The 22,233-nt window shown below is 74.7% G+C and carries 22 protein-coding genes and 1 pseudogene; 12 read left to right on the top strand and 11 right to left on the bottom strand.

Annotated elements, in window-relative coordinates; translation table 11 throughout:
• The first annotated feature begins 107 nt into the window (after window positions 1–107).
• Window positions 108–1,331, top strand: a complete 1,224-nt coding sequence (locus tag ACPPVO_RS17530; RefSeq protein ID WP_426512264.1) for a cytochrome P450 — start codon at window positions 108–110, stop codon at window positions 1,329–1,331.
• Window positions 1,331–1,561: a ferredoxin gene (locus ACPPVO_RS17525; RefSeq protein WP_426512263.1), complete on the top strand. Its 231-nt coding sequence runs from the start codon at window positions 1,331–1,333 to the stop codon at window positions 1,559–1,561. Before ACPPVO_RS17530 ends, ACPPVO_RS17525 begins: the two co-directional genes overlap by 1 nt.
• On the opposite strand, the pseudogene ACPPVO_RS17520 reads toward ACPPVO_RS17525, so the two are convergent.
• Together ACPPVO_RS17520 and ACPPVO_RS17515 are read right to left on the bottom strand one after the other, a co-directional pair.
• Window positions 1,553–2,575 (bottom strand): annotated as a pseudogene (locus ACPPVO_RS17520) (glycoside hydrolase family 18 protein); the annotation flags it as partial. The gene ACPPVO_RS17525 and the pseudogene ACPPVO_RS17520 sit on opposite strands and share 9 nt — an antisense overlap.
• 123 nt (window positions 2,576–2,698) lie before the next feature.
• Window positions 2,699–3,814 (bottom strand): helix-turn-helix domain-containing protein, encoded by a 1,116-nt coding sequence (locus ACPPVO_RS17515; RefSeq protein WP_426512262.1) that lies wholly within the window; start codon window positions 3,812–3,814, stop codon window positions 2,699–2,701.
• 129 nt (window positions 3,815–3,943) lie between these two features.
• On the opposite strand from ACPPVO_RS17515, the gene ACPPVO_RS17510 reads away from it, so the two are divergent.
• The 3 genes from ACPPVO_RS17510 (at window position 3,944) to ACPPVO_RS17500 (ending at window position 6,790) form a co-directional block, all read left to right on the top strand.
• Entirely contained in the window at window positions 3,944–5,194 is a 1,251-nt protein-coding gene (locus ACPPVO_RS17510; RefSeq protein ID WP_426512261.1) for a YncE family protein, read from the top strand.
• Window positions 5,195–5,423: 229 nt separating this feature from the next.
• Complete coding sequence (locus ACPPVO_RS17505) at window positions 5,424–5,675, top strand: diguanylate cyclase domain-containing protein (protein WP_426512260.1); 252 nt, start codon at window positions 5,424–5,426, stop codon at window positions 5,673–5,675.
• Window positions 5,676–5,698: 23 nt separating this feature from the next.
• Window positions 5,699–6,790 carry a carboxylate-amine ligase gene (locus ACPPVO_RS17500; RefSeq protein WP_426512259.1) on the top strand — a complete coding sequence of 364 codons (1,092 nt, stop codon included), beginning with the start codon at window positions 5,699–5,701 and terminating at the stop codon, window positions 6,788–6,790.
• A 30-nt stretch (window positions 6,791–6,820) separates the two neighbouring features.
• Here the strand turns inward: ACPPVO_RS17500 and ACPPVO_RS17495 are convergent, their stop codons facing one another.
• The 3 genes from ACPPVO_RS17495 to ACPPVO_RS17485 form a co-directional block, all read right to left on the bottom strand.
• Entirely contained in the window at window positions 6,821–7,633 is an 813-nt protein-coding gene (locus tag ACPPVO_RS17495; RefSeq protein ID WP_426512258.1) for a sensor histidine kinase, read from the bottom strand.
• Window positions 7,634–7,641: 8 nt separating this feature from the next.
• Window positions 7,642–8,778 (bottom strand): DUF418 domain-containing protein, encoded by a 1,137-nt coding sequence (locus tag ACPPVO_RS17490; protein ID WP_426512257.1) that lies wholly within the window; start codon window positions 8,776–8,778, stop codon window positions 7,642–7,644.
• Window positions 8,779–8,845: 67 nt separating this feature from the next.
• A complete protein-coding gene (locus ACPPVO_RS17485) occupies window positions 8,846–9,499 on the bottom strand; it encodes a response regulator transcription factor (RefSeq protein ID WP_360389339.1) in 654 nt (217 codons plus the stop codon).
• Between the two features lie 65 nt (window positions 9,500–9,564).
• On the opposite strand from ACPPVO_RS17485, the gene ACPPVO_RS17480 reads away from it, so the two are divergent.
• Both ACPPVO_RS17480 and ACPPVO_RS17475 read left to right on the top strand, forming a co-directional pair.
• Window positions 9,565–11,481, top strand: coding sequence for an Hsp70 family protein (locus tag ACPPVO_RS17480; RefSeq protein ID WP_426512256.1), 1,917 nt, complete (start codon window positions 9,565–9,567; stop codon window positions 11,479–11,481).
• Window positions 11,478–12,047, top strand: a complete 570-nt coding sequence (locus ACPPVO_RS17475) for an HD domain-containing protein (protein WP_360389335.1) — start codon at window positions 11,478–11,480, stop codon at window positions 12,045–12,047. Before ACPPVO_RS17480 ends, ACPPVO_RS17475 begins: the two co-directional genes overlap by 4 nt.
• Window positions 12,048–12,253: 206 nt before the next feature.
• On the opposite strand, the gene ACPPVO_RS17470 is transcribed toward ACPPVO_RS17475, so the two are convergent.
• Window positions 12,254–12,823, bottom strand: a complete 570-nt coding sequence (locus tag ACPPVO_RS17470) for a dienelactone hydrolase family protein (RefSeq protein ID WP_426512255.1) — start codon at window positions 12,821–12,823, stop codon at window positions 12,254–12,256.
• A 49-nt stretch (window positions 12,824–12,872) separates the two neighbouring features.
• Between ACPPVO_RS17470 and ACPPVO_RS17465 the strand changes: the two genes are divergently transcribed.
• The 3 genes from ACPPVO_RS17465 to ACPPVO_RS17455 all read left to right on the top strand — a co-directional run bounded on the left by ACPPVO_RS17465 (window position 12,873) and on the right by ACPPVO_RS17455 (window position 14,521).
• Window positions 12,873–13,445, top strand: a complete 573-nt coding sequence (locus ACPPVO_RS17465) for an ArsR/SmtB family transcription factor (RefSeq protein ID WP_426512254.1) — start codon at window positions 12,873–12,875, stop codon at window positions 13,443–13,445.
• 81 nt (window positions 13,446–13,526) lie between these two features.
• Entirely contained in the window at window positions 13,527–13,742 is a 216-nt protein-coding gene (locus ACPPVO_RS17460) for a hypothetical protein (RefSeq protein WP_426512253.1), read from the top strand.
• A 35-nt stretch (window positions 13,743–13,777) separates the two neighbouring features.
• Window positions 13,778–14,521, top strand: coding sequence for a GntR family transcriptional regulator (locus ACPPVO_RS17455; RefSeq protein WP_426512252.1), 744 nt, complete (start codon window positions 13,778–13,780; stop codon window positions 14,519–14,521).
• Here ACPPVO_RS17455 and ACPPVO_RS17450 read toward each other — a convergent pair.
• The 3 genes from ACPPVO_RS17450 to ACPPVO_RS17440 form a co-directional block, all read right to left on the bottom strand.
• Window positions 14,518–18,147 carry a CARDB domain-containing protein gene (locus tag ACPPVO_RS17450; protein ID WP_426512251.1) on the bottom strand — a complete coding sequence of 1,210 codons (3,630 nt, stop codon included), beginning with the start codon at window positions 18,145–18,147 and terminating at the stop codon, window positions 14,518–14,520. The genes ACPPVO_RS17455 and ACPPVO_RS17450 overlap by 4 nt on opposite strands.
• A gap of 209 nt (window positions 18,148–18,356) precedes the next feature.
• A complete protein-coding gene (locus ACPPVO_RS17445) occupies window positions 18,357–18,578 on the bottom strand; it encodes a BatC protein (protein ID WP_360389319.1) in 222 nt (73 codons plus the stop codon).
• A 65-nt stretch (window positions 18,579–18,643) separates the two neighbouring features.
• Window positions 18,644–19,375, bottom strand: coding sequence for a dienelactone hydrolase family protein (locus ACPPVO_RS17440; RefSeq protein WP_426512250.1), 732 nt, complete (start codon window positions 19,373–19,375; stop codon window positions 18,644–18,646).
• 61 nt (window positions 19,376–19,436) lie between these two features.
• Here ACPPVO_RS17440 and ACPPVO_RS17435 point away from each other — a divergent pair, with 61 nt between their 5' ends.
• Window positions 19,437–20,030, top strand: a complete 594-nt coding sequence (locus ACPPVO_RS17435) for a hypothetical protein (RefSeq protein ID WP_426512249.1) — start codon at window positions 19,437–19,439, stop codon at window positions 20,028–20,030.
• Here ACPPVO_RS17435 and ACPPVO_RS17430 read toward each other — a convergent pair.
• Entirely contained in the window at window positions 20,027–21,118 is a 1,092-nt protein-coding gene (locus ACPPVO_RS17430; protein WP_426512248.1) for a hypothetical protein, read from the bottom strand. The genes ACPPVO_RS17435 and ACPPVO_RS17430 overlap by 4 nt on opposite strands.
• Window positions 21,119–21,219: 101 nt before the next feature.
• Here ACPPVO_RS17430 and ACPPVO_RS17425 point away from each other — a divergent pair, with 101 nt between their 5' ends.
• A complete protein-coding gene (locus ACPPVO_RS17425) occupies window positions 21,220–22,038 on the top strand; it encodes a universal stress protein (RefSeq protein WP_426512247.1) in 819 nt (272 codons plus the stop codon).
• Here the strand turns inward: ACPPVO_RS17425 and ACPPVO_RS17420 are convergent.
• Window positions 22,025–22,156, bottom strand: a complete 132-nt coding sequence (locus ACPPVO_RS17420) for a hypothetical protein (protein WP_426512246.1) — start codon at window positions 22,154–22,156, stop codon at window positions 22,025–22,027. The genes ACPPVO_RS17425 and ACPPVO_RS17420 overlap by 14 nt on opposite strands.
• Between the last annotated feature and the right edge of the window lie 77 nt (window positions 22,157–22,233).

The following is a 22,233-nucleotide window of genomic DNA, read 5'->3' as shown; positions in this document are numbered from 1 at the left end:
CATTTGTCACGAAACGGGAGGACAAATTTGGCCGGGGGTCCTTGGCGAGTCGCCAATCCATCGACCAATATGAACGCATCGTCGCGATTGGGGTTCGAATGACTGCCGTGCGTGAGCTGCCGCTCGCCGGGGAGCAACGCTGCCCGTTCGGTCCGCCTCCGGAGTACGCCGAGCTGCGCGCCGCGGGCGGGGTGACCCGGGTGGCCTGCCCCACCGGCCTGGACGCCTGGCTGGTGACCCGCTACGCGGACGTGCGGGAGGTGCTGGGCGACCCGCGGCGCTTCAGCAACCGGCCCGGCACCGCCGCGCACATCCTCGCCGGCTACGCCGGCGACGGGCCCGGCGAGGGCGACTTCTCGCGCATGGACGGCGCCGAGCACCTGCGCTTCCGCCGGCACATGGCGCCCGAGGTGTCGAACATGCGGCGGATCGCGCAGCTGCGCCCGCTCGTGCAGCGCATCGTCGACGCGCGCCTCGACGCGCTCGCGCAGACCGCGCCGCCGGTCGACCTCTACGCGTCCTTCGCGCGGCCGGTCACCACCGGCGTCATCGCCGAGCTGCTCAGCGTGCCCGAGCCCGACCGGCCGCTGTTCCAGCACGCGGCCGAGGCCCTGTTCGCGGGCGCGTCCAGCGCCGACGAGGTGGCCGCGGCGCTGAAGCCGCTGCTGGAGTACCTCTACGGCATGGTCGTGACCCGCCGCGCCGAGCCCGGCGAGGACGTGCTCAGCCGGATGATCGTGCGCAGCGACCAGACCGACCGGCCGTTCACCGACAACGAGCTGATCGCCATGAGCGCCGGGCTGCTCATCGCCGGCTACGACACCACCGCGAGCATGATCGGCCACGGGGTGCTGGCGCTGCTGGAGCACCCGGACGAGCTGGCCCGGCTCCGCGAGCGGCCGGAGCTGGCGGCGGGGGCGGCCGAGGAGCTCGTGCGCTACCTCGGCGTCGGCGCCGGCCTGCTGCGCGAGGTCGTCGCCGACACCGAGATCGCCGGGCAGCCGGTGCGGGCGGGCGACCTCGTGGTGGTGGCGATCCAGTCCGCGAACCGCGACGAGGCGCTGTACGCCGACGGCGACCGGCTCGACGTCGGCCGCGCGCCCGGCCCGCACGTCGGCTTCGGGCACGGGCCGCACCAGTGCGTCGGGCAGCAGCTGGCCCGGCTCGAGCTGACCGCCGTTCTGGCGACGCTGCCGCCGCGGGTGCCGTCGCTGCGGCTGGCGGTGCCGTTCGACGACATCCGCTTCAAGACCCGGACCGCGGTGCTGGGGCCGGTCGCGGTGCCTGTCGCCTGGGACGAGGTGCTCCCGGCCCTCGAGGACGGGCTCTGATGCGGGTCGAGGTCCACCTGGACAGGTGCATCGGCTCGGGCGTGTGCGCGCTCGTCGCCCCGGACGTGTTCGACCAGCGCGACGACGACGGCGTGGTGATCCTGCTGGCCGAGCACCCGCCGGCGCAGCACCAGGAGGCGGCCTACGAGGCGGCGAACCGCTGCCCGGCGTCGGTCATCGAGATCCACACCAACCGCTGGCCGCGGTACCGCCGGCCCGCCTCACCGTAGGCCCGCGTGCAGCGCGCCCAGCAGCGCGCCGTCGGGGGTGTCGCCGCCGAGCTCCCAGCAGAACGCGCCGGCGAGGCCCTGCTCGCGCACGTAGGCGGCCTTGCCGGCCAGGGTCTGCGGGGTGTCGTAGCTCCACCACTGCCCGCCGCACCGGGCGTAGGCCGTCCCGCCGACGGTCCCGGTCGGCGGGCAGGCGGCGCTGAGCACGCGGTAGTCCTCGGCGCCCGGCCCGCGCCCGCCCGGGGCCGGGCCGCTCGCCGGGCCGCCCGGCGCGTCCTGGGTGACGCCGGTCCAGCCGCGGCCGTAGAAGCCGATGCCGAGCAGGATCTTCGCCGCGGGCACGCCGTCGCCGCGCAGGCGGCCGATCGCCGTCTCGGCGTCGGCGCCCGGGTGCGCCATGCCGGGGTACCCGCGCAGCGCCGCCTGGGGCGCGGTGGGCCCGGCCGGGTCCCCGGTGCCGGCGTAGTCGTAGGTCATCGCCATCATCCAGTCCAGCCCCGCGGCCGCCGCCGCGTAGTCGGCCCGCTCGAGCCGCCCGCCGGCCGTGGCGTCGGCGGTCACGGCCGCGGTGACGAGCCGGTCCGGGCCCAGCGCCGCCCGCAGCGCCGACACCACCGCGGCGAGCGCGCCCGGCCCGCTGGTGTCGCAGGCGGCACCGCAGGCGTTCGGGTACTCCCAGTCGACGTCGATCCCGTCGAAGAGCCCGGCCCAGCGCGGGTCGTCGAGCTGGGCCCGGCACGAGGCGGCGAACGCGCCCGGGTCGCGGGCCGCGTCGGTGAAGCCCGCGGAGCCGGTCCAGCCGCCGAACGACCACAGCACCTTCAGCCTCGGGTGGCGCCGCTTGAGCTCGCGCAGCTGCCCGAACTCGCCCTCGGCGGCGCCCGCGCAGCGCCCCCCGGTGACGGCGCCGAACGCGTAGACCAGGTGGGTGAGCCGGTCGGCCGCGCCGCTGCGCTCCAGGTCGGCGACGTGGTACGGCTGCGCCCCGCCGCGCGGCAGGTAGTACCCGACGAGCAGCTTCGGCGCGGGGTGCGCCGGCTCGGCCGCGGCCCCGCAGGCCCCGAGCAGGAACAGGACGAGTAGTGCCGCCGCGCGCCGCATACCGGTCCAACGCGTGCGGCGCTCACGAGTTGCGGATCAGCGCCGGCCGGATGTCCCGCGCTGCCAGGCCTCCAGCGCCCACCAGCAGCGCAGGGTCGTGAGCACCGGGGCGCCGTCCTCGTCGACGGGCAGGCCGGTGCGCTCGTGCAGGGCCCGCAGCCGGTACCGGACCGTGTTCGGGTGCACGTGCAGGGCCGCGGCCGTGCGGTCGAGGCGGCGCCCGTGGTCGAGGTAGGCCAGGGCGGTGCCGGCCAGCTCGCGGTGGAAGGCGTCGGCCGGGTCGAGGCGGCCCAGCAGCGCCTCGGCGAGCGCCGCGCCCAGCGAGGGCTGGGCGGCCAGGGCGGTCTCGGCGGCCAGGGCCGCCACGGTGTGCACGCCGGTGCGTTCGAACCGCGCGGCCCCGGCGAGCGCGGCGACGCACAGGCGGTAGCCGTCGCCGGCGCGCTCCAGCGGCAGCGGCGGGCCGACCACGGCCGTGACGCCGGGGCCGAGGCCGGCCGGGGTGCGCGGGGCCAGCCCGGCGAGGCGGCCCTCCACGGTGCCGAAGACCCCGCCGCACGCCGACAGCCGCGGCTCGAGCGCCTCCGCGCGGGCCGGGTCGGTGACGTCGAGGACGACGCAGCGGTACCGCCCGCCGGCCCGCAGCCCCACCGCCGCCGCCTCGTCCGAGCCGCCCGCGAGCAGCAGCGCGCGCAGCACCCCGTCGCGCTGGTCGCGGCGGCCGCGGGCCCGGGCCCGCTCGGCGGCGTGGTAGCCCTCTACCACGTGGCGTTCCAGGGCGCCGACGTACCGGTCGAAGTCCAGGGCCGCGCCCAGCAGTACCTCGTCGGGGATGCCGGCGGCGCGGCCGAGCGGCACGGCGACCTCCAGCACCCGGGTCCGCGCGGCCCGGATCGCGCACAGCAGCCCCGCGCACGGCACCCCCTGCGCGGCCCGGTCGCCCCCGAGCCGGGCCGCCTCGGCGAAGTCCGGGTCGGCGCCCGCGAACGCGGCGATGCCGGCGGACAGCAGCAGCGCCACGTGCCGGCGGCTCTCGGGGGCGGGCAGCCGCGCCACGTCGGGCGAGGCGGCGCGGGCGGCGGCGACGAGCTCGTCGACCAGGCCCTCGTCGCCGGCCAGGGCGGCCAGCAGCGGCGCGAGCGGGGTGGGCACATCTGCCTCGCTTGTGGGTGCGGCACAACCGCCCGGCGCGGCGTTGTGCGCGGGAACCTATCGACCGCCACCGATCGGCGATTTTGCTGGAGGTTACCGCAGAGTAACGACAAAGCCCAGGGAGGCCGCGTGACTGCCATTCCCGCCAAGCGCCGGCGCGCCGTACTCGCCGGCCTCGCACTGCTCGCCACCGCCCTCGTGCCCGTCGCCGCCGCGCCCGCGCCCGCCGCCGCGGCGCCCGCGCTGCAGGAGGTGATGTTCGTCGGCAACAACTGGGACGGCACGGTCGACGTGATCCGCTCCGGCGGCACCTACGCGAAGCTCGGCCGGATCAACGTCGTGCCCGACCGCGGCCAGCGGCTGCTGGAGATCTACCTCAACCCGGTCCGCCTCGCCTTCTACCTCGGCGTCCAGCAGGGCCCGGGCGAGGGCCACGACCAGCTCGTCGACGACATGTACACCACCCCGGACGGCAGCGCGCTCGTCGTGTCCCGGCCCAGCTTCGCCGACGTCGCCGCCATCGACCTGCGCACCGGCGCGCTGCGCTGGCGCTTCCCGGTGTCGGGCTACCGGGCCGACCACATGGCCGTCTCCCCCGACGGCACCCAGGTCGCCGTCTCCGCCTCGACCTCGAACACCGTGCACGTGCTGGACATCGCCACCGGCCGCCAGCTGGGCTCGTTCGGCGCCGGCGACAAGCCGCACGAGAACATCTACACCGGCGGCGGCCGGTACCTGTGGAACATGTCCATCGGCGAGGTCAACACGGCGCTGGACGACCCCTGGCTGGACTGGACCAAGGGCGACCGGCACATCACCGTCGCCGACACGCACACGTTCCAGGTGGTCCGCACCATCGACATGCGCCAGCGGCTCGACGCGTTCGGCCGCGGCGACCTCTCCGACGCCGTCCGCCCGGCCGTGTTCACCCCGGACGAGCGCACGCTGTACTTCCAGGTGTCCTTCTTCAACGGCCTCGTGGAGTACGACGTCGCCGCCGACCGCATCACCCGCGTCAAGGAGCTGCCGAAGAACCCGGCGACCAGCGCGGACCGCACCACGTGGGTCAACGACTCCCGCCACCACGGCCTGTCGATGAGCCCGGACGGCGCGAAGCTCTGCGTGGCCGGCACCATGGACGACTACGCGACCGTCGTGGACCGCGCCACGCTGCAGGAGGGCGCGCTGGTACCGGCGAGCAAGCCCTACTGGGCGACGGTCAGCGGCGACGGCCGCGACTGCGTGATCTCCGAGTCCGGCGCCGACCAGGTGACCGCGATCAGCTTCGCCACCGGGCAGAAGGTCACGAGCGTCCCGGTCGGCGACCATCCCCAGCGCGTGCGCATCGGGCACGTGGCCACTGGCTGGACGGCGCCGTGATCCCCGAACGGTAAGGCGGTTGCCGGGCGGTTGCTTCCGCCCGGCCCGCTCAGGTGCCCCGCGCCGCGGCCGAACCCTTCCCTGAGGAGATCCAACGGGGAGGTCGCATGGCGCCACGATCGTCGGCCGGCGGGCTCGCGCGCGACCCCGTGCTGCTCGCCCTGGGCACCCTCGCGCTCGCCGTGCCGTTGTGGTTCCTCGCCGGGCCGGGCGGCTCCGCGGTGTCATCGTGCGGCTCGGCGGCGACGAGTTCGCGGTCGTGCTGCCGCACACGGACGCGGACGCGGCCCGGCGCCTGGCCGACGCGCTGACCGGGGCGCTGAGCGAGCCGTACGCCCTCGGCGGCACCGAGGCGCGCGTCGGCGCCAGCGTGGGCGTGGCCACCGGCACCCCGGCCGGGCTCGACGCGCTGCTGCGCGACGCCGACGCGGAGATGTACCGCCGCAAGACCGCCCGCAAGACCGTCGCGCTCATGGCCTGAGCGCGCTGGGTTAGGTTGGTCCGGTGCCGCTGACCGTCGGGGTGGAAGAGGAGTTCCTGCTGCTCGACCCCGAGTCGTGGCACAGCCTCCCGCTCGTCGAACGGGTGCGGGCCGCGCTGCCCGCCGAGCTGCGGCCGGCCAGCCGCCACGAGTTCCGCCTCAGCATCCTGGAGATGGTGACGCCGGTGTGCACGGACCTCGGCGAGCTGCGCGGGCACCTCGCGGCCAACCGCCGCGCCGCCGCCGAGGCCGCGCGGCGGACCGGGGTGCGGCTCGTCGCGGTGGGCGCCACGCCGGTCGCCGAGCCGGATCGCAGCGTGGCCCATTCGCCGCGGTACCGCGCGATCGCCCGCCACTACGGCCCGATCGCGCGCGACCCGGCCCTGTGCGGCGCCCACGTGCACGTCGGCGTGCCCGACCGCGACCTCGCCGTGCGGGTGTGCACCGCGCTGCGCCCGTGGCTGCCGCTGCTGCAGGCGGTGACCGCGAACTCCCCGTTCGCCGGGGGCGAGGACACCGGCCACGACAGCTGGCGCGGGATCGCGGGCGAGCGCTGGCCCGGCATCGGCCCGACGCCGCCGCTGGACTCCTTCGCCGACTACGAGCGCACGGTGGCCGAGCTGGTCGCGTCGGGCTCGATGTTCGAGCCCGAGCTCGTCTGGTGGTACGCGCGCCCGTCGCTGCTCTACCCCACCGTCGAGGTCCGCGTCGCCGACGCGTGCCCGACGAGCGACGACACGGTGCTGCTCGCGGCGCTGGTCCGCGGCCTCGTCGCCACCCTGTCGGCCGAGGTGCGCGCGGAAAAGGCGGCGCCGGCGGTACCGGAACACCTGCTGCGGGCCGCGCACTGGAACGCCTGCCACACCGGCCTCGCCGGCACGCTCACCGATCCGCTCCGGCGGACCGCGCGGCTGGCCGGGGACATGATCGCCGAGCTGTTCACCGCGATCGCGCCCGCCCTCGCCGCCCACGGCGACCTCGAGCTGGTCCAGGCCGGCCTGCTGCGCCTGCGCGACGAGGGCAACGGCGCCACCCGCCTGCGCCGGGCCGCGCGGTCGTCCGGCGGCCTTCCCGGCGCCCTGCACGCCCGGGCGGAGGAGACGGCGGCCCCCTGACCACCGTCGCGGCTGTGCCCGCGGGCGACTTCAGCGATCCGCCGGAACCGTGATCGTGGCCCGGGTCGGGCCGCCCGCCGGGCTGTGCACGGCCAGGGTGGCGTCGACCGCGTCCAGGCGCTCCGCGATGCCGCGCAGGCCCGTGCCCGCCCCCGGGTCGGCGCCGCCGCGCCCGTCGTCCTCGACCGTGATGCGCAGCGCCGCGGCCGTCCGCGCGAACGTCACCGTCGCCGCCGTCGCGCCGCTGTGCTTGACCACGTTCGCGAGGCACTCGGAGATCGCGAAGTAGGCCGCCGTCTCCGCCGCCGGGGACAGCTCCCCCGGCTCGTCGCCGGCCACGGTGACCGGCACGGCCAGGTTCAGGGCCAGGGCGCGGGCCGCGTCGCGCAGGCCGCGGTCGGCCAGCACCGCCGGGTGGATGCTGTGCATCACCGCGCGCAGGTCGTCCAGGGCCGCGACCGCCGTCGTGCGGGCCTCCTCGACGAGCTTCGCGGCGCCGTCGGGGTCGAGGCGGACCAGGTGGCCGGCCAGCCCGAGGGTCAGCGACAGCGACACGAGCCGGGCCTGGGCGCCGTCGTGCAGGTCGCGCTCGACGCGCTTGAGCTCGGCCGCCTGCCGGTCCACGGCGCCGCGGCGGGAGCGGGTCAGCGTGTCGACCCGGGCGGCCAGCGCGGCCTCCCGCCGCCGGATCAGCGCGTAGGCGCCGAGCAGCAGCGAGAGGCCGAGGATGGTCCAGGCCGGCCAGAAGTACCCGCCGCCGGTGGCCACCCAGACCGTGAGGTCGGCGACGGCCATGACGACACAGCCGATGGCGGCTTTGCGTACCGTCAGCGTCGTCGTCATGGTCATCCTCATCGGTAGGCGAACTTCCGCAGGACCGTCTCGGCCGGGCCTCGGCGGCCCCGGTCCGCCAGCATCTTCGCCGCGAAGGCCGACGCCGCCCAGACCACGACCGCGCAGACGGCCGCGGCCCACGTCCCGCCCAGGTGCAGCGCCCACGGGCTGAAGAGCGCGACCCAGCAGAGCGACTGCAGCAGGTACCCGCTGAGCGACCGCTGCCCGAGCGCCACCACGGGCTCGAGGGGCCGCGGGGTGCGGCCGCCGAGCTTCAGCGCGACGAGGCCGAAGAGGGCGACGTAGCCGGGGCCGCCGTACTCGCCGGTGACGCCGTGGACCTGGGCCATGGCCTCGACGGTACCGGGGCCGGCGTGCACGAGCCCGGCGCAGATGAGCGCGTAGGGCAGCGCGCCCAGCGTGGAGATGCCAAGCGACACGACGGCGGTGCGGCGTAGCAGCGTGCGGTGCGCGGCCGGCTCCTCGAGCACCCGCCGGCGCGCCGCCCAGATGCCGAGCCAGACGATGACGATGAACGGCAGGACGGTCGCGGTGTGCACCGGCCACTCGGCGAGGCGGTCGAGCATCGAGCCGAGGTACGTGGGCGCCGCGAGCGACGGGTTCGGGCTGTTCACGATCCCGGCCGTCCCGCCGTGCGCGTTCGCGAGCGCGATGCCGGCGAAGATGAGCGCGTACACCGTCTGGATGCCCCAGAGCCAGAGGACCACCTTGTGGAAGCGGTCGCCGCGGCGCACCAGGAGCAGGGTCGCCACGATGCCGACGATGCCGTAGGCGCCGAGGAAGTCGCCGAAGTACAGCAGGGTGGCGTGCACCGCCCCGAAGGCGACGAGCAGCCCGTTGCGGCGCAGCAGCACCCGGTCGGGGTTGCGCCGGGCCAGCTGGACGAGGCCGTAGCCGAACATGACGGCGAACACGGGGTACGCACGGCTGTCCACGAACGTGGCGAGCCCGAGGTTGACGAACCGGGCGAGGCCGTGCGGATGGGTTTCGAGCCCGGGCTGGCCTTTGAACGCGAAGTTGGCCGCGTTGGCGAGCGCGATGAACAGCAGCATGGCCCCGCGGGCGAGGTCGGGGGCGAGGGCCCGCTCGGACCGCCGGACGGGCCCGGCGGCGACGGCCTGGTCGATTGTCATGCGTATGAGCTTCTTCGCCGGGCCGCTCGCCATCGAGGACGGTGGAACCCGTCCGGCGGTGGTACTACTACCCCAGTTCGCCTTCCAGGTAGGCCAGCACCGCGAGGACGCGGCGGTTGTCGTCCTCGGAGGCCTGCAGGCCGAGCTTGGCGAAAATGCTGTTGGTGTGCTTGGCGACGGCCTTCTCGGTGATGAACAGCGCGGCGCCGATCGCGGCGTTGGAGCGGCCCTGGGCCATGTGCGCGAGCACCTCGCGCTCCCGGGGGGTCAGGCGGTCCAGCGGCAGCGTCTGCCGGCGGCTGTCGAGCAGCGCCGCGACGACGGTCGGGTCGAGCGCGGTCCCGCCGGCCGCGACCCGCCGCACGGCCGCCACGAACTCGTCGACGTCGGAGACGCGGTCCTTGAGCAGGTACCCGATGCCGCCCCGCCCGTCGGCGAGCAGCTCGCGGGCGTAGAGGCGCTCGACGTACTGGGAGAGCACGAGCACCGGGAGCCCCGGCACCTCGGCCCGGGCCGCGAGCGCGGCGCGCAGCCCTTCGTCGGTGAGCGTGGGCGGGAGCCGCACATCGACGACGGCCACGTCGGGCCGCCGCTCGACGAGCGCGCGGAGCAGCTCGGGCCCGGTCCCGACGGCGGCGACGACCTCGAACTGATGGGCCTCGAGCAGCCGGATCAGGCCGTCGCGCAGCAGGGCAAGGTCCTCGGCCACCACGACTCGCACGCGGGCCACCCTACCGAAGCCCGCCGTGGCTCGCGGCCCACGCCCCGTCGCGTAGGGTCACCGTCGTGAGCAGGTTCGCGCTGGCGGTCGACTACGGGACGTCCAACACCGTGGCCATCCTGCGCTGGCCCGACGGCAAGACGCGGCCGCTGTTGTTCGACGGGTCGCCGCTGCTGCCCTCCGCCGTGCACGCCATGCCCGACGGGCACCTCGCGACCGGACGCGACGCGATCAACAGCGCCAAGCTCGACCCCGTGCGGTTCGAGCCCAACCCGAAGCGGCACGTCGACGAGCCCGACCTGCTGCTCGGCGACGCGACGGTGCCGCTCACCGATGCCGTCGCGGCCACGCTCGCGCGGGTCGCGGCCGAGGCGCGGCAGGTGGCGGGGCGGGGCGTCGACGACCTCGTCATGACCTACCCGGCCGAGTGGGGCTCGGCCCGCCGGGGCGTGCTGACCGAGGCGGCGCGCCGGGCCGGGTTCCCGCCGCCGCGGCTGGTGCCGGAGCCGGTCGCGGCCGGGCTCTACTTCACCGCCGTCCTCGGGCGCGGGGTGCCGCCCGGGGCGAGCGTGGTCGTGTACGACCTCGGCGCCGGCACCTTCGACGCCTCCGTCGTCCGGCGCGGTGCGGGCGGGTTCGAGACGCTGGCGTACCGCGGGCTCGACGACGTCGGCGGCGTCGACCTCGACGAGCTCGTCGTGCAGCAGATCGGGGGTGTCGCCGGCGCGAGCGACCCCGACGCCTGGGCGCGGCTGTCGGCCCCGCGCAGCGCCCCCGATCGGCGGGCCGCCCGGGCCCTGCGCGACGACGCCCGGATGCTCAAGGAGCGGCTGTCCCGCGAGTCGTCGGCCGGGCTGCTGGTGCCGATTCTCGACCGCGACCTGCACGTCACCCGGGACGAGCTGGAGCAGCGGGCGCGGCCGCTCATCGCGCAGACGGTCGCGGTGACCGCGGCCACCGTCGCCGCGTCCGGGGTGCCGCGCGAGCAGGTGGCGGGGCTGTTCCTGGTCGGCGGGTCGACCCGGATGCCGCTGGTCGCGACCGAGCTGCACCGCGCGCTCGGCATCGCCCCGACGGTCCTCGACCAGCCCGAGCTGGTGGTGGCGGAGGGCGCGCTGGTCACGGAAATCCCCGCGCACCGGGTCCCGGCCCCGCCGGCCCCGGCGCCGGCCCCGGCCCGGCACCCCGCGATGCCGGCCCGGCACCCGGTCCCGCCGCCGATGCCGATGCCGGCCCAGCATCCGGTCACGCCGCCGGCGCCGATGCCGGCCCAGCGCCCGCCGTCGATGCCCGTCTCCGCGACGCCGGTTTCCCCGCAGCCCGTGTCCCCGGGGTGGGGCGCGCTGAGCCCGGTCAGCCCCGGCGCCGCGCCGATCGTGCCGCAGCGGCCGGTCATCCCCCAGCAGGCCGTCCCGATGATGCCCGCGCCGCCGGCGCCGCTGCCGCCGTTCTTCCCCGCCGGGGGCCGGATGCCGGCCGACTTCCGCACCGGCACCGGCGCGATCATCGGCAAGGCGGCGGCCCGGATCCTGTGGATCCTGCCGTTCTTCCTCGGCAGCATCCTGGCCTTCGGGGCCGTCTACGAGCCGACCGGCAACGAAGACCTGGGGATCATCCCGACCCTGCTGATCTGGGTGTACATCCTGGTGTGGCTCGGCAGCTCGATCGTCCGCATGGTCCGGGCCCCGGGCGAGCCGCACCGCCTGCTCATCGACGAGCACGGGCTCACCGTCACCGTGCGCGGCCGCGCGGTGCACGTGGCCTGGGCGCAGCTGGAGCGGGTCGAGGTCCGGCGGCGCGGCTTCTTCCGCCGCCCCACGCTGCTCATCGTGCCCCGGCCCGGCACCGGGCTCGCCGCGCACCCGGACTGGCGGGGCCGGGTCATCGGCGGCGGGGAGGCGCTCAAGGTGGCCGACCTGCGCACCCTGGGCGCGCATCGCACCGCGGTCAGCTCGGCCGTGCGGCAGTACCTGCCCGCATGAGGATCCCGACCGACGCCGAGATCCGGGCGCTGCACGAGCGTCTCGCGCCCACGCCGCAGGCCTTCGCGCTGGTGTACACGCACTGCGAGATCGTCGCCCGGATCGCCGCCCCGCTCGCCGGGCCCGATCTGGACCCGGCCCTCGTGCGCGCCGGTTGCCTGCTGCACGACATCGGGGTGTACCGGCTCGGCGCGGGTGAGGCCTACATCCGCCACGGCCTGCTCGGCCACGAGGTCCTCGCCGGGCTCGGGTTCGCCGAGACGCTGTGCCGGTTCTGCTCCCACCACACCGGCGTCGGGCTGACCCGCGAGGACGTGCACCGGCAGGGGCTGCCCCTGCCGGTGGACGACTACGTGGCGGAGACCGGGGAGGAGCGTCTGGTGATGTACGCGGACAAGTTTCACAGCAAGTCGACGCCGCCCCGGTTCGTCTCCGCCGCGGCGTACGCGGTGGCCGTGAACCGCTTCGGCGACGACAAGGCCGCGGTGTTCAAGGCGATGGTCGCCGACTACGGCGAGCCCGACCTGGCCCCGCTCGCCGCCGAGTACGGCCACGCGATCGTCTAGGCTCTGTCCTGCCGATCATGTCGAGCCGAGACGAGGTCCAGATTTCGCCTGCGTGTGCCCCGCGGAGGCCTGGCTACCGGTGTTGTAACCCGGCCTTCGCGGGGTGCGCGCAGCGCCTTGGGCGGGCCGGCTTGGCGCAGCGCGCCGGGCCGGCCTGGGCGAGGGCCTGGGCCCGGCGCAGGCCGGCATGATCGGCAGGACAGGGCCTAGAGCGCCGCCAGCATTGTCAGTGAGCGCTCCAGCACCAGGGCGGTGGCCTCGGCGTCGTACGACGGCAGGGACGCGTCGGTGAACAGGTGGGCGTCGCCGTCGTACAGGTACAACTGCGCGGAATCGGCCAGCCCGACCAGCTCCCGGGCCGCGTCGGCGTCGCCCTCGCCGCCGAAGAAGGGGTCTGCGGACATGCCGTGGACCTGCACCGGCAGGCCCTGCGGCCAGGGCCCGATCGCCCACTGGCCGGTCACCGGCAGGCAGGCCTCGTAGAGCAGCGCGCCCCGCGCTCCCGGCCGCGTCTGGGCCAGGCGCTGGGCGGTCATGACACCCCAGGAGATCCCGGCGTACACCATGCCGTCGTACTCCTCCCAGCCGCGCTCCGGCAGCGTGCCGGCCAGCGCCGAGCCCTCCTCGAGCGAGCCGGGCAGCGCGCCGTCGAACAGGTCCGGCGTGTGCACCGTGTGCCCGCCGGCGCGCAGCCCGCCGGCGAACGCGCGCACGCCGTCGGTCAGCCCGCGCAGGTGATGGAAGAGCACGACCTCGGCCATACTCGGCGCCTCCATGATCGTTTGAGATTTTTCGGACGTTCGAACACCTTAGAATGACCGGACTATGCCGGTCAATGACTCCCTCCCCGACTACGAACTCGGCGACATGCTCGTGGTGACCGCGCCCGAGCAGCTGCGCGCGCTGGCCGATCCGCTGCGCTCCACGCTGCTCGAGCTGGTGCTGGAGCGCGCCGCGACCGTCTCCGAGCTCGCCGTGGCCGTCGGGCGGCCGAAGGGCACGGTGGCGTACCACGTCAACCACCTCGTCGCCATCGGCCTGTTCAAGGTTGTGCGCACTCACAAAGTCCGCGCGATCGAGGAGCGCTACTACGGCCGGGTCGCGCGCACGCTGTACGTCGGCGTCCTGTCCAGCCCCGAGGACCGGCGCCTCGCGGCCGGCATCAACGGCCTGGCCACCGCGGCCGCCGAGTCGGCCGCCGCGCACGCCGCCGACGACCTGCGCTGCACGCTCGTGCACGCGCGCATCCCGCGCGAGGACGTGCGCGCCTTCTGGGCCGAGGTCCAGGCCCTGGCGCGGCGCTTCGCCCAGATCCCGCGCGCCGGCGACCAGGTGTACGGCTTCGCGGCCGGCCTGTACCCGACCGACGCCCCGGCCCTGCCCGACCCCGGCGACTGAACCCTCCCCGGCCTGGGGGCGCCCGGCAGCGCCGGACCCGGCCCCGGAGACGGGCGGCACGGTCGCATAGGGTCGGCGATCGTGATCGAACGGGTGCTCGACGCGATCGGGCTGAGCGACCTCGCCGACCGCTGGCTGCTCACGATCCCGGACCGGGCCGAGCCGATCGCGGCGGAGATCGTCGAGGCGAGCCCGCGGCAGGTGCGGGTCCGCAGCGTCGGCTTCGGGTACGAGGGCGGCATCGGCACCGTCTTCACGCTCGCCGTGCCGCCCGGTGATGGGCTGCGCCGCGGGTAGAGTGCGGGCGTCCGGGTTCGACGGAGGAGGCCCGCGTGGTGCGCAAGGCGGAGGCCATCGTCGCGGAGCTGCGCCGCCGGATCGACGCGGGTGAGCTGCGCCCGGGCGAGCCGCTGCCCACCGCCAAGGAGATCATGGCCGAGTGGGGCGTCTCGATGGGGCCCGCGTACCGGGCGCTGACCATGCTGCGCCAGGACGGGCTCGCGGAGCCCGGGGCGCAGGGGCGCGGGTCCGTGGTCGCCGAGCGGCCCGCGGCCGCCGGGGCCGGGATGCCGGCGCTGCCGGCCGAGGGCGCCGAGACCCGGGCCGGGCTCGTGCGCGCCGCGATCGAGATCGTCGACGCCGAGGGGCTGGGCGTGCTGTCGATGCGCCGGCTCGCGCAGCGCTTCGACGTGGCCAATGTGTGGCTGCTGACGTACCTGCGCGACAAGGCCCAGCTGCAGGTGCTCATGTCCGACGCCGTCTTCGCCGAGCACCCGCCGCCGGAGCCGGCCGGGGACCGGCGGGCGCGGCTGGAGGCGCTGTGCCGGCTGCACTGGCGGATGTACCGCCGCCGCCCCTGGCTCGCCGTGACCGTCTCGTTCAAACAGCCCCGGATCAGCCCGCACATCGTGGCGCACACCGCGTGGGCGGAGGCGGCGCTCGCCGGGACCGGGAGCCCGGCGATGGCCGCCGCCACCGCCGCGAACTATGTGCGCGGGAGCGCACTGAGCCGCGGCGGTGACGACGGCGCCTTCGAGGCCGGCCTGGGCCGGCTGCTCGACGGCCTTACCGGTTAGTTGGGCGCGCCGTTGAACACGAACTGGGAGCCCGGTTCCTTCACGACGCTGCCGGTGGCGGAGTTGGTGATGGTGACGTTGGTCAGCGTCGCGCTGCCGCGGGCGCTGCCCATGGCCAGGATGCCCGCGCCGTTGTTGGACCGGTCGATGCGGACGTTGGTGATGGCCACGTTCGGGTAGGCGCCGCTGCCGGCCTTGAACTGGATGCCGTCGTACGTGGAGTCGATGACGTCCGTGTCGCGGATGGTGACGCCCGGGATGTCGCCCTGCGGCGAGAACAGCGTGATGGCGCCGAACTTCTGCTGCTCGCCCCAGAACACGCCGCCGCAGCGGTAGAGCCCGTTGTTGGCGATGGTCGTGGTGCCCGAGAACGCGATCGGGGAATGGTCCGTCGCCAGCATGATGCCCGGGTAGTTCATCGTGTCGGAGACGAGGTTGTTCTCGATCGCGTTGCCGTAGCCGCCGTAGACGGCGATGCCGTTGGCCCGCCACGGCAGCTGGATGGTGTTGTTGGTGAAGTGGTTGTCGTGGCCGATGTCCACCGACTGGTCCTTGACGTACGTGCTGGACCAGACCGCGAGCGAGTCGTCGCCGGTGGTGCGGAACGAGGAGTTGAACACCTTGGAGTTGCGCGTGCCGTTGGCGAAGTTGATGCCGTCGGCGTAGGTGTCGCGGATGCGCATGCCGGAGAACTCGAGGCCGTCGCCCGGGTTCCAGTACGCCGGGGTGTCGCTGTAGTCGCGGCCGACCCAGGCGCCGACGTTGGTGTGCTCGATCCACACGTTGGCGATCTTCGTGTTCTTGCCGAACCGGCCGTTGAGCCCGTGGCCGCGGTCCTTGCGGTTGGTGGTGTCGCCGAAGATGGCGATGTCGGAGAGCTGGACGTTGTCGTCGATGTCGAAGCCGACGTTGCCCTCGTGCGGGTGGTTGATGTTGCCGGTCACGTTCTGCGGCTCGGTGGTGGTGTACAGCTGCGAGTACCACATCCCGGCGCCCTTGATGACGGCGTTGCGGATGCCCTTCTGGTTGTACTGGCCGCGGGCCGGGTCCGGGGTCAGGATCTTCTGCTCCTGCCGCCACTGCCCGGCCGGAATCCACACGCAGCTGATGACGCCGTTCTGGTCGTCCATCACCGCGCGCTGGATGGCGGCCGTGTCGTCGAGCCCGTCGTTGGCCACCGCGCCGTACTGCGTGATCGACGTGCACCCCGCCGGCTGCGACAGCTGCGGGGCGACCTGCTCGAGGTCGACCATGTCGATGTAGTAGAACGACGCGTTGTCGCCGCTGTCGCGCTGGAGCTTGAACTTCGTGCCCGCCGGGTAGCTCGCCGAGAGCAGCGCGTGCGACTCGTCGAAGAGCCGCCGCGCGTCGCCGCCGGGGCTGTTGGACAGCGACTCGGTGTCGTCACTGGTGCCGTACAACCAGCTGAAGTGCGACGAGAGGGTCACCTTCTGCACGAACACGTTGTTGGCGTAGAGGCTGATCGTGTAGTCCTGGCCGCCGCCGGACGGCGAGTCCGGCACGGAGTTGCGCACCACGATCGAGTTGGCCTGGTTGGTGGAGGTGAACTCGACGTACTGCCCCTGGCTGTTCAGGCGCACCGACGCACGGCCCGAGCTCTCGGTGCCGAAGTTTGTGTGCCCGAACGTACGAAGCGGGTCGGCGGTGACCAGGGTGCCGTTGTAGCTCGCGGCCTCGGCCTCGTACTCGGTGTACGGCACCGCGGCCCCGCGCCCGACCACGACGGAGCGCGACAGGCTGTTGTTGTCCTCGTGGGTCTCGGCGACGGCGTTCGTGGCGTCGGCCGTGGCGGTGATCGTCGCCCCGCCCGCGACCGCGGTCCAGGTGCCCGGGACGGCCACGGTGACCGTCTGCCCGGCGCCGATGGTGCCGGTGTTCGCGTTGAGGGTCGTGCCGCCCACGCTCACCCGGGTCACCGTAGTCGCGGTGACGGCGGTGGTACCGGTGTTCGCGACCGACACCGTGAAGGAGACGGCCGCGCCCGCCGCCGGGCTCGCCGGGTTCGACGCGACCGCGCTCACCTGGAGGTCCGGGCCGGGCGCCTGGGTCACCACGAGCGGGCTCGCGGTGGTGAAGGCGTTGTTGTCGTTGTTCTGCTCGACGACCGTGTTGGCCGGGTCGACCGTCGCGGTCAGCGGGTAGCTGCCGATCGGGCGGGTGCCGGCGCTGAGGGTGACGGTGGCCGACGCGCCGGCGGCCAGCGCGGCGACGTTCGCGGAGCCCGCGAGCGACCCGCCGAGCGCGAAGTTGACCGTGGTGGCGGGGGCGGCGGCGGTACCGCTGTTGCGCACCGTGGCCGACAACGTGATCGCGGTCGTCTCGTCGACCGTCGCCGGCGACCAGGACGCGGCGGTGACCACGAGGTCCGGGTTGGGGGCCATCGTGCCGAACGCCTGGAACTCGGCGACCTGGCCGCCGGGCGCGCCGCTGTTGGCGAAGAACTGCAGCTGGATGTCCGCGACCCGGGCCGTGACCGGGATCGTGATGCTGTTCTGGGTGCCGCCGGGCGCGAACGGGTAGTCGGCGCGCGGCACGATCACGGTGAAGCCGCTCGCGGACTGCTCGCGGCCGAGCACGGCAAGGCTCTGGGTGCGCGGGCCCCACGCCGTGTCGGGGTTGAGCTTGATGACGAGCGAGTTGAGGTCGGCGTTGGCGCCCAGGTGCACGGTGAGCGTGGCCGGGTACCCGCTGGACTCCCAGTAGGTGCCGACGTTGCCGTCGACCGCGTTGGCGGCGACGAACGAGAACACCGAGGAGCTCGCGTCGACCGGCTTGCCCTGCGACAGGTTCGTGCCGCCCGGCGGCTGGGTGCTGCCGTCGCGGGTGACGTGGTTGCTGTCGGCGCTCTCGGTGCCGGCGGTGTCGCGGGCCCGGACCCAGTACGTCACCGTCGTGCCGGCGGGCTGGGTGTCGGTGTACGTGAGTGTGCCCGCACTTACCGTGGCGCGCGCGGTGCCGTTGGCGTAGACGGTGTACCCGCCGATGCCCAGCGACGACGAGGACGCGGTCCAGGTCAGCTTGATCTGCCCGGAGCCGGGCTCGGTGAACGCCAGGTTCCCGGGCGCGGTGGGCGGGTTGGTCGTGGTGGTGGCGCCGTACACCTCGAACTCGGACAACTGCCCGGCCGGCCAGCCGGTGTTCGCGGTGATGGTGGCGCGCACGTACCGGACCGTGGCCGCGGTGAAGCCGATGGTCACGGTGTTCGCGCTCGCCGGGTCGAACTGGCGCCCGGCGGACGCGGAGAGGGTCGTGCCGAAGTTGGTGCCGTCGGTGCTGCCGGTCAGGGCCAGGGTCTCGGTGCGGGCGCCCCAGCTGCCGGTCGGCAGCTTGAGCTTGACCTGGTCGACGCTGACCGCCGAGCCCAGGTCGACCTGGATCCACTGCGGGAAGGCGTTGTTCGCGCTCTCCCAGTAGCTGCCCTGGTTGCCGTCGGTGACGTTGCCGGCGGTGTAGGGGCCGTTGACGCTGCTGGCGGTCGCGGTCCGGCCCTGGGCGAGGTTCGGCCCGCCGGCGGCGACGGCGGGCTGGGCGGCGGTGAGGCCGACGGCGCCGGCGGCGGCCAGCAGGACCGCCAGGGCGCCGGCGGTGAGTCTTCTTCTGGGCATGGTTGTCCTTTGTCCGGGCGGGGTGGGGTGTGCCCAGCGGACGGTTGGCGGTGCGTCAGCCGGAAGTTGCAGTTGTCTGCTTACTTTTTGCGGACAAGGACTTAAAGGTTGCAGACATCGACGCATTCGTCAACGTCACACTGCAATTCGTCAACGTCGCCATGCAAAAAGGCCGGTCCCCCCGGGGGCCGGCCTTTGGTCAGGCGGATTCAGAGCTGGGCGCCGCCGTCCGCGCCGCCGTCGGTGCCGTGCGGGTCGGCCCCGCCGTCGTTCGGCCCCTCGGCCGACACGTGGCTGCGGACCTCGTGCTCGTCGTGCTCCTCGTCGTGCGGCACGCCGTTGACGTTGGAGTGGTGCTCCGAGTGCGAGTGGTGCTCGGAGTGCGAGGTGTGCGAGCTGGTCGTGGTGATGTCGTCATCGCTGAGTGCCATGCCGCTGGTGTACCCGTTCCGCGCCGTCCGGTAACCGCTCAGCTCGGCGCCCGTCCGGCCGTCGCTCAGCGGCCCCGGAGGAACGACACGGCCTCGGTCAGCGCCAGGTCCGTGAGCGCCGGGTCGTAGCGGGCGCCGACGTCACGCATGAACGCGTGCTCGCCCCCGGCGTACACGTGCAGCTCGAGGTCGTCGTGGCCGGCCGCGTACAGGGCGGCGAGGATCCGCACCCGCGCGTCGGCGGGCACGTGCGGGTCGTTCGCGCCGAACACGACCATGAGCCGGCCCTCGACCGCGGCCGCGCGGGCGAGCGAGTCGGCCTCGTCGGCGCCGAGCTTCCCGTCGTGCAGGCCCGTCGGGTAGAAGCACACGGTCGAGGCGACCCGCGGGTCGAGGGCGGCCCGGAAGGCGAGGTGCCCGCCGATGCAGAAGCCGGCCGCGTGCAGCGTCGTGACGTCGGCCCGGCCCGCGAGGTGGTCCAGGACCGCGGCCCGGTCGGCGTCGAACTCGGCGGTCGTGGTCGCCGCCGCGGCCGCCAGCCCCGCCGCCTTGCCCGCGTCGTCGAACTCGAGCGCGATCCCGGCCACGGCCCCGCGCGGGTAGATCTCGGGCACGCAGAGGAGGAACCCCTCGGCCGCGAGCCGGCGCGCGGTGCGCAGGGTCGACTCGGTGAGCTGGAAGATATCGGTGTACAGCAGGACGCCCGGCCAGGGCCCCGCCCCCACGGGGGCCACGACCAGCGACCGGATCACGCAGCCGGTCGCGTGCACCATGACCTCGTCCTCGCGCAGCTTCATGCCCGCTGACCTTACCGGCGGGTACCGCACAAACTGCGCAACTCCGCTACGATCGCCGCCCATGCGCGTCGCCGTTCGCCTGGGCCAGGCCGCCCTCGTCGTCCTCCTGCTCGCCGCCGCCTTCGGGGTGTGGCGCGCGACGCGGGCCGTCCCGTCCTCGGCCGTCCCGGCCGCCTCGCTGCCGGCCGACCTGGTGCTCGGACCGGACGGCATCGGCCGGCTGCGGCTGGGCATGTCCGAGCAGGCGGCCCTGGACACCGGCGAGTCGAGCGTCAAGCCGGGCTGGCAGAAGCAGCACGACTCGAAGTGCTTCTCGGAGACGACCGCTGGCAAGGTCAACGTCATGTTCTCCAGCCACCACGGCCTCGCGGTGCTCAGCGGCCCGGAGCGCACCCGCACGCCGGAGGGCATCCGGGCCGGCGCGACGGTGGCGGACGTCGCCGTGGCCTACCCGACGATCATGCACCCGGACCTCGGCACCGCGGCCGAGCAGGTCGAGCTGATCGGCAACGTGAACGTCCCGGTCCCGGGCAACCCGGCCGCGATCTACGTCTTCTTCTTCCGCCTGGGCAGCGCCGACCCGGCCACGGCCCGCCTCCAGGTGATCCTGCTGAGCCTGCTGGACCAGGACCAGGAGTGCACCCGCGCCGACTAGTCGTGCAGCTGCGCCAGGTCGAGGGCGTGCCACGCGTCGCCCTGGTGCCACCACACGACGTGGTCGCGGGCCAGGGCCTGGTCGGTGTCGTCGGCCAGGGTCACCAGGCGGTTGGTCCGGATGTCGTACAGGGCCAGGCGGTGCGTGGAGTCGTACGCGGTGCGCGTTCCGGTCTGCAGTACCGGCTCGAAGCGGTCCAGCAGCGCGACCGCGCCGGTGGCCGGGAAGGTGTCCACGCCCCCGACGCGGCGGCGGGCGGTGCCGTCCGGGTGCAGCACGGCGTAGCTGGTGTCGCCGCCGGTACCGGCGGACACGACCGAGCGGCACCAGACCGGGCCGCAGTCGACCGTCTCCGCGGCCGACTTCACGACCGTGACACGCGCGCCGGTGTCCAGGTTGCGCAGCTCCTGGCGGCCGCCGGCGCGCGCGGCCGCGGCCGTCTGCAGCCAGGGCCACGCCGAGAGCTCGTACGCGCCGTCGACCTTCGCCGCCGTCACCGGGCCGCCCGCGAGCGGGACCGAGCGCACCTCGGTGTCGCGGCCGGTGGCCGCGGCCCAGTACACCCGGCCGTCGTGGACCACGAGGTCGTGCTCGCCGCCCGGGAACTCGCCGTCGCCGGTGTCGGCGGTCAGCGGTACCGCCGCCGCATCGCCGTCGAGGGAAGCCTTCCACAGGCGGTGCTGGAGCGGCTGGGTCGCCGTGGCCGTCGACTCGATCCAGTAGACGTCGCCACCGGCGGCGGTGAAGCTCGTGAAGCGCGGGTAGCGCTCGCGCTCGGCGCGGGTCAGCTCGCGGACCCGCTCGCCGGTGCGCAGCAGGACCCGCTGGGCGGCGCCGTCCGGGGTCGCGGCCACGCCGACCGAGGTGGTCGCGTCGAGGTAGAGGCCGGGCGAGTACTGCGTGCCGTCGGCGAGCCTCCCCGGCGCGACGGCGACCGTGGCGGCGGGCCAGGCCTGGCGCAGGGTGCGCTGCGGCGGCGCGGACACGGCCGGAACGGAGGAGCCGGGCGGACCGCTGACGACGAGCCATCCGCCGACCAGCAGCGCGACGCCGAGGGCGATCGAGCGGATGAGCCGGGCGCGGGCCACGTCACGCAGCGTACCCGCGCGAACTGGAGCCTTTCGGCCCTGCCCGCGGGTGGCTGCGGCGGAGCACGCTGAAATCGGGAGCCAACGTGAGGAGGAACCCGATGGAACCGCAGGGCATCGTGGTCGGGTACGACGGGTCACGCGAGGCGCGACGCGCGGTCGAGTGGGCCGCGGCCGAGGCCGGGCGCGGCGGCGGCCGGCTGCACATCGTCACCACTTACGAGATCACCTGGCCCGGGGCGTACTACGCCGCCGTCGCCGAGCAGGTCGACGCGGCCCGGCAGGCGGCCGAGGCCATCCTCGCCGAGATCACCGACGAGGTGCGCGACCTCTCGACCGGCGTCGACGTGTTCGGGGTGTGCGCGGCCTCGTCCGCGGCCGCGACGCTGCTCGACCTCGGCGACGCCGGGGCGCGGATGCTCGTCGTGGGCAACCGCGGCGCCGGCGGGCTGACCAACCTGCTGCTCGGCTCGGTGAGCCAGCAGGTCGCCACGCACGCCAAGGTGCCGGTCGCCGTGGTCCGCGGGCGGCCCGACCCGTCGCTGGGCCCGGTCGTCGTCGGCGTCGACGGGTCCGCGTCGGGCGACCACGCGCTCGGGCTCGCGTTCGAGGCGGCCCAGGAGCGCGGCCGGGCGCTGGTCGCGGTGCGCGCCTACCCGCCGGCCAGCGCCGACGAGGCCCGGGAGCGGGTCGCGCTGGAGGACGCCCTGGCGAACTGGGCCGGCAAGTTCCCGGACGTCCAGATCGCCCAACTCGTCGCCCCCGGTCGCCCCGCCGCCGTGCTGGTCGACACCTCGCACACGGCGACGCTCGTCGTGGTCGGCAGCCGCGGCCACGGCGGCTTCGCGGGCCTGCTGCTCGGCTCGGTCGGCCAGCAGCTCATGCACCACGCCGACTGCCCGGTGCTCATCGTCCACTGAGGACGGTCACGGGCGGGAACGTGCCCCGGGCGGCCGCGAGCCGGATGCCCTCGATGCCGCGGTACGCGCCGTAGAACCTGGTCAGTCCCACGGCGCGCACGGCGATGTCACTGCTCATGCCCGCATCCTGCGGCCGATCGGCTCGGCGCCCCAGGTCCGGGGGCCCGGACGACATCGGCGGTCCCCGTTGCCGGG

The organism is Dactylosporangium sp. McL0621 (assembly GCF_049995355.1).
Lineage (GTDB): Bacteria > Actinomycetota > Actinomycetes > Mycobacteriales > Micromonosporaceae > Dactylosporangium.
This window is presented reverse-complemented; position numbering and strand designations above follow the sequence as displayed.

Coding starts and splice junctions, on each gene's coding strand:
- ACPPVO_RS17435 (WP_426512249.1), top strand. CDS start 19,437: ATGCGCGTCGCCGTTCGCCTGGGCCAGGCCGCCCTCGTCGTCCTCCTG.
- ACPPVO_RS17525 (WP_426512263.1), top strand. CDS start 1,331: ATGCGGGTCGAGGTCCACCTGGACAGGTGCATCGGCTCGGGCGTGTGC.
- ACPPVO_RS17495 (WP_426512258.1), bottom strand. CDS start 7,633: ATGACGACGACGCTGACGGTACGCAAAGCCGCCATCGGCTGTGTCGTC.
- ACPPVO_RS17470 (WP_426512255.1), bottom strand. CDS start 12,823: ATGGAGGCGCCGAGTATGGCCGAGGTCGTGCTCTTCCATCACCTGCGC.
- ACPPVO_RS17420 (WP_426512246.1), bottom strand. CDS start 22,156: ATGAGCAGTGACATCGCCGTGCGCGCCGTGGGACTGACCAGGTTCTAC.
- ACPPVO_RS17450 (WP_426512251.1), bottom strand. CDS start 18,147: ATGCCCAGAAGAAGACTCACCGCCGGCGCCCTGGCGGTCCTGCTGGCC.
- ACPPVO_RS17445 (WP_360389319.1), bottom strand. CDS start 18,578: ATGGCACTCAGCGATGACGACATCACCACGACCAGCTCGCACACCTCG.
- ACPPVO_RS17440 (WP_426512250.1), bottom strand. CDS start 19,375: ATGAAGCTGCGCGAGGACGAGGTCATGGTGCACGCGACCGGCTGCGTG.
- ACPPVO_RS17465 (WP_426512254.1), top strand. CDS start 12,873: ATGCCGGTCAATGACTCCCTCCCCGACTACGAACTCGGCGACATGCTC.
- ACPPVO_RS17490 (WP_426512257.1), bottom strand. CDS start 8,778: ATGACAATCGACCAGGCCGTCGCCGCCGGGCCCGTCCGGCGGTCCGAG.
- ACPPVO_RS17425 (WP_426512247.1), top strand. CDS start 21,220: ATGGAACCGCAGGGCATCGTGGTCGGGTACGACGGGTCACGCGAGGCG.
- ACPPVO_RS17475 (WP_360389335.1), top strand. CDS start 11,478: ATGAGGATCCCGACCGACGCCGAGATCCGGGCGCTGCACGAGCGTCTC.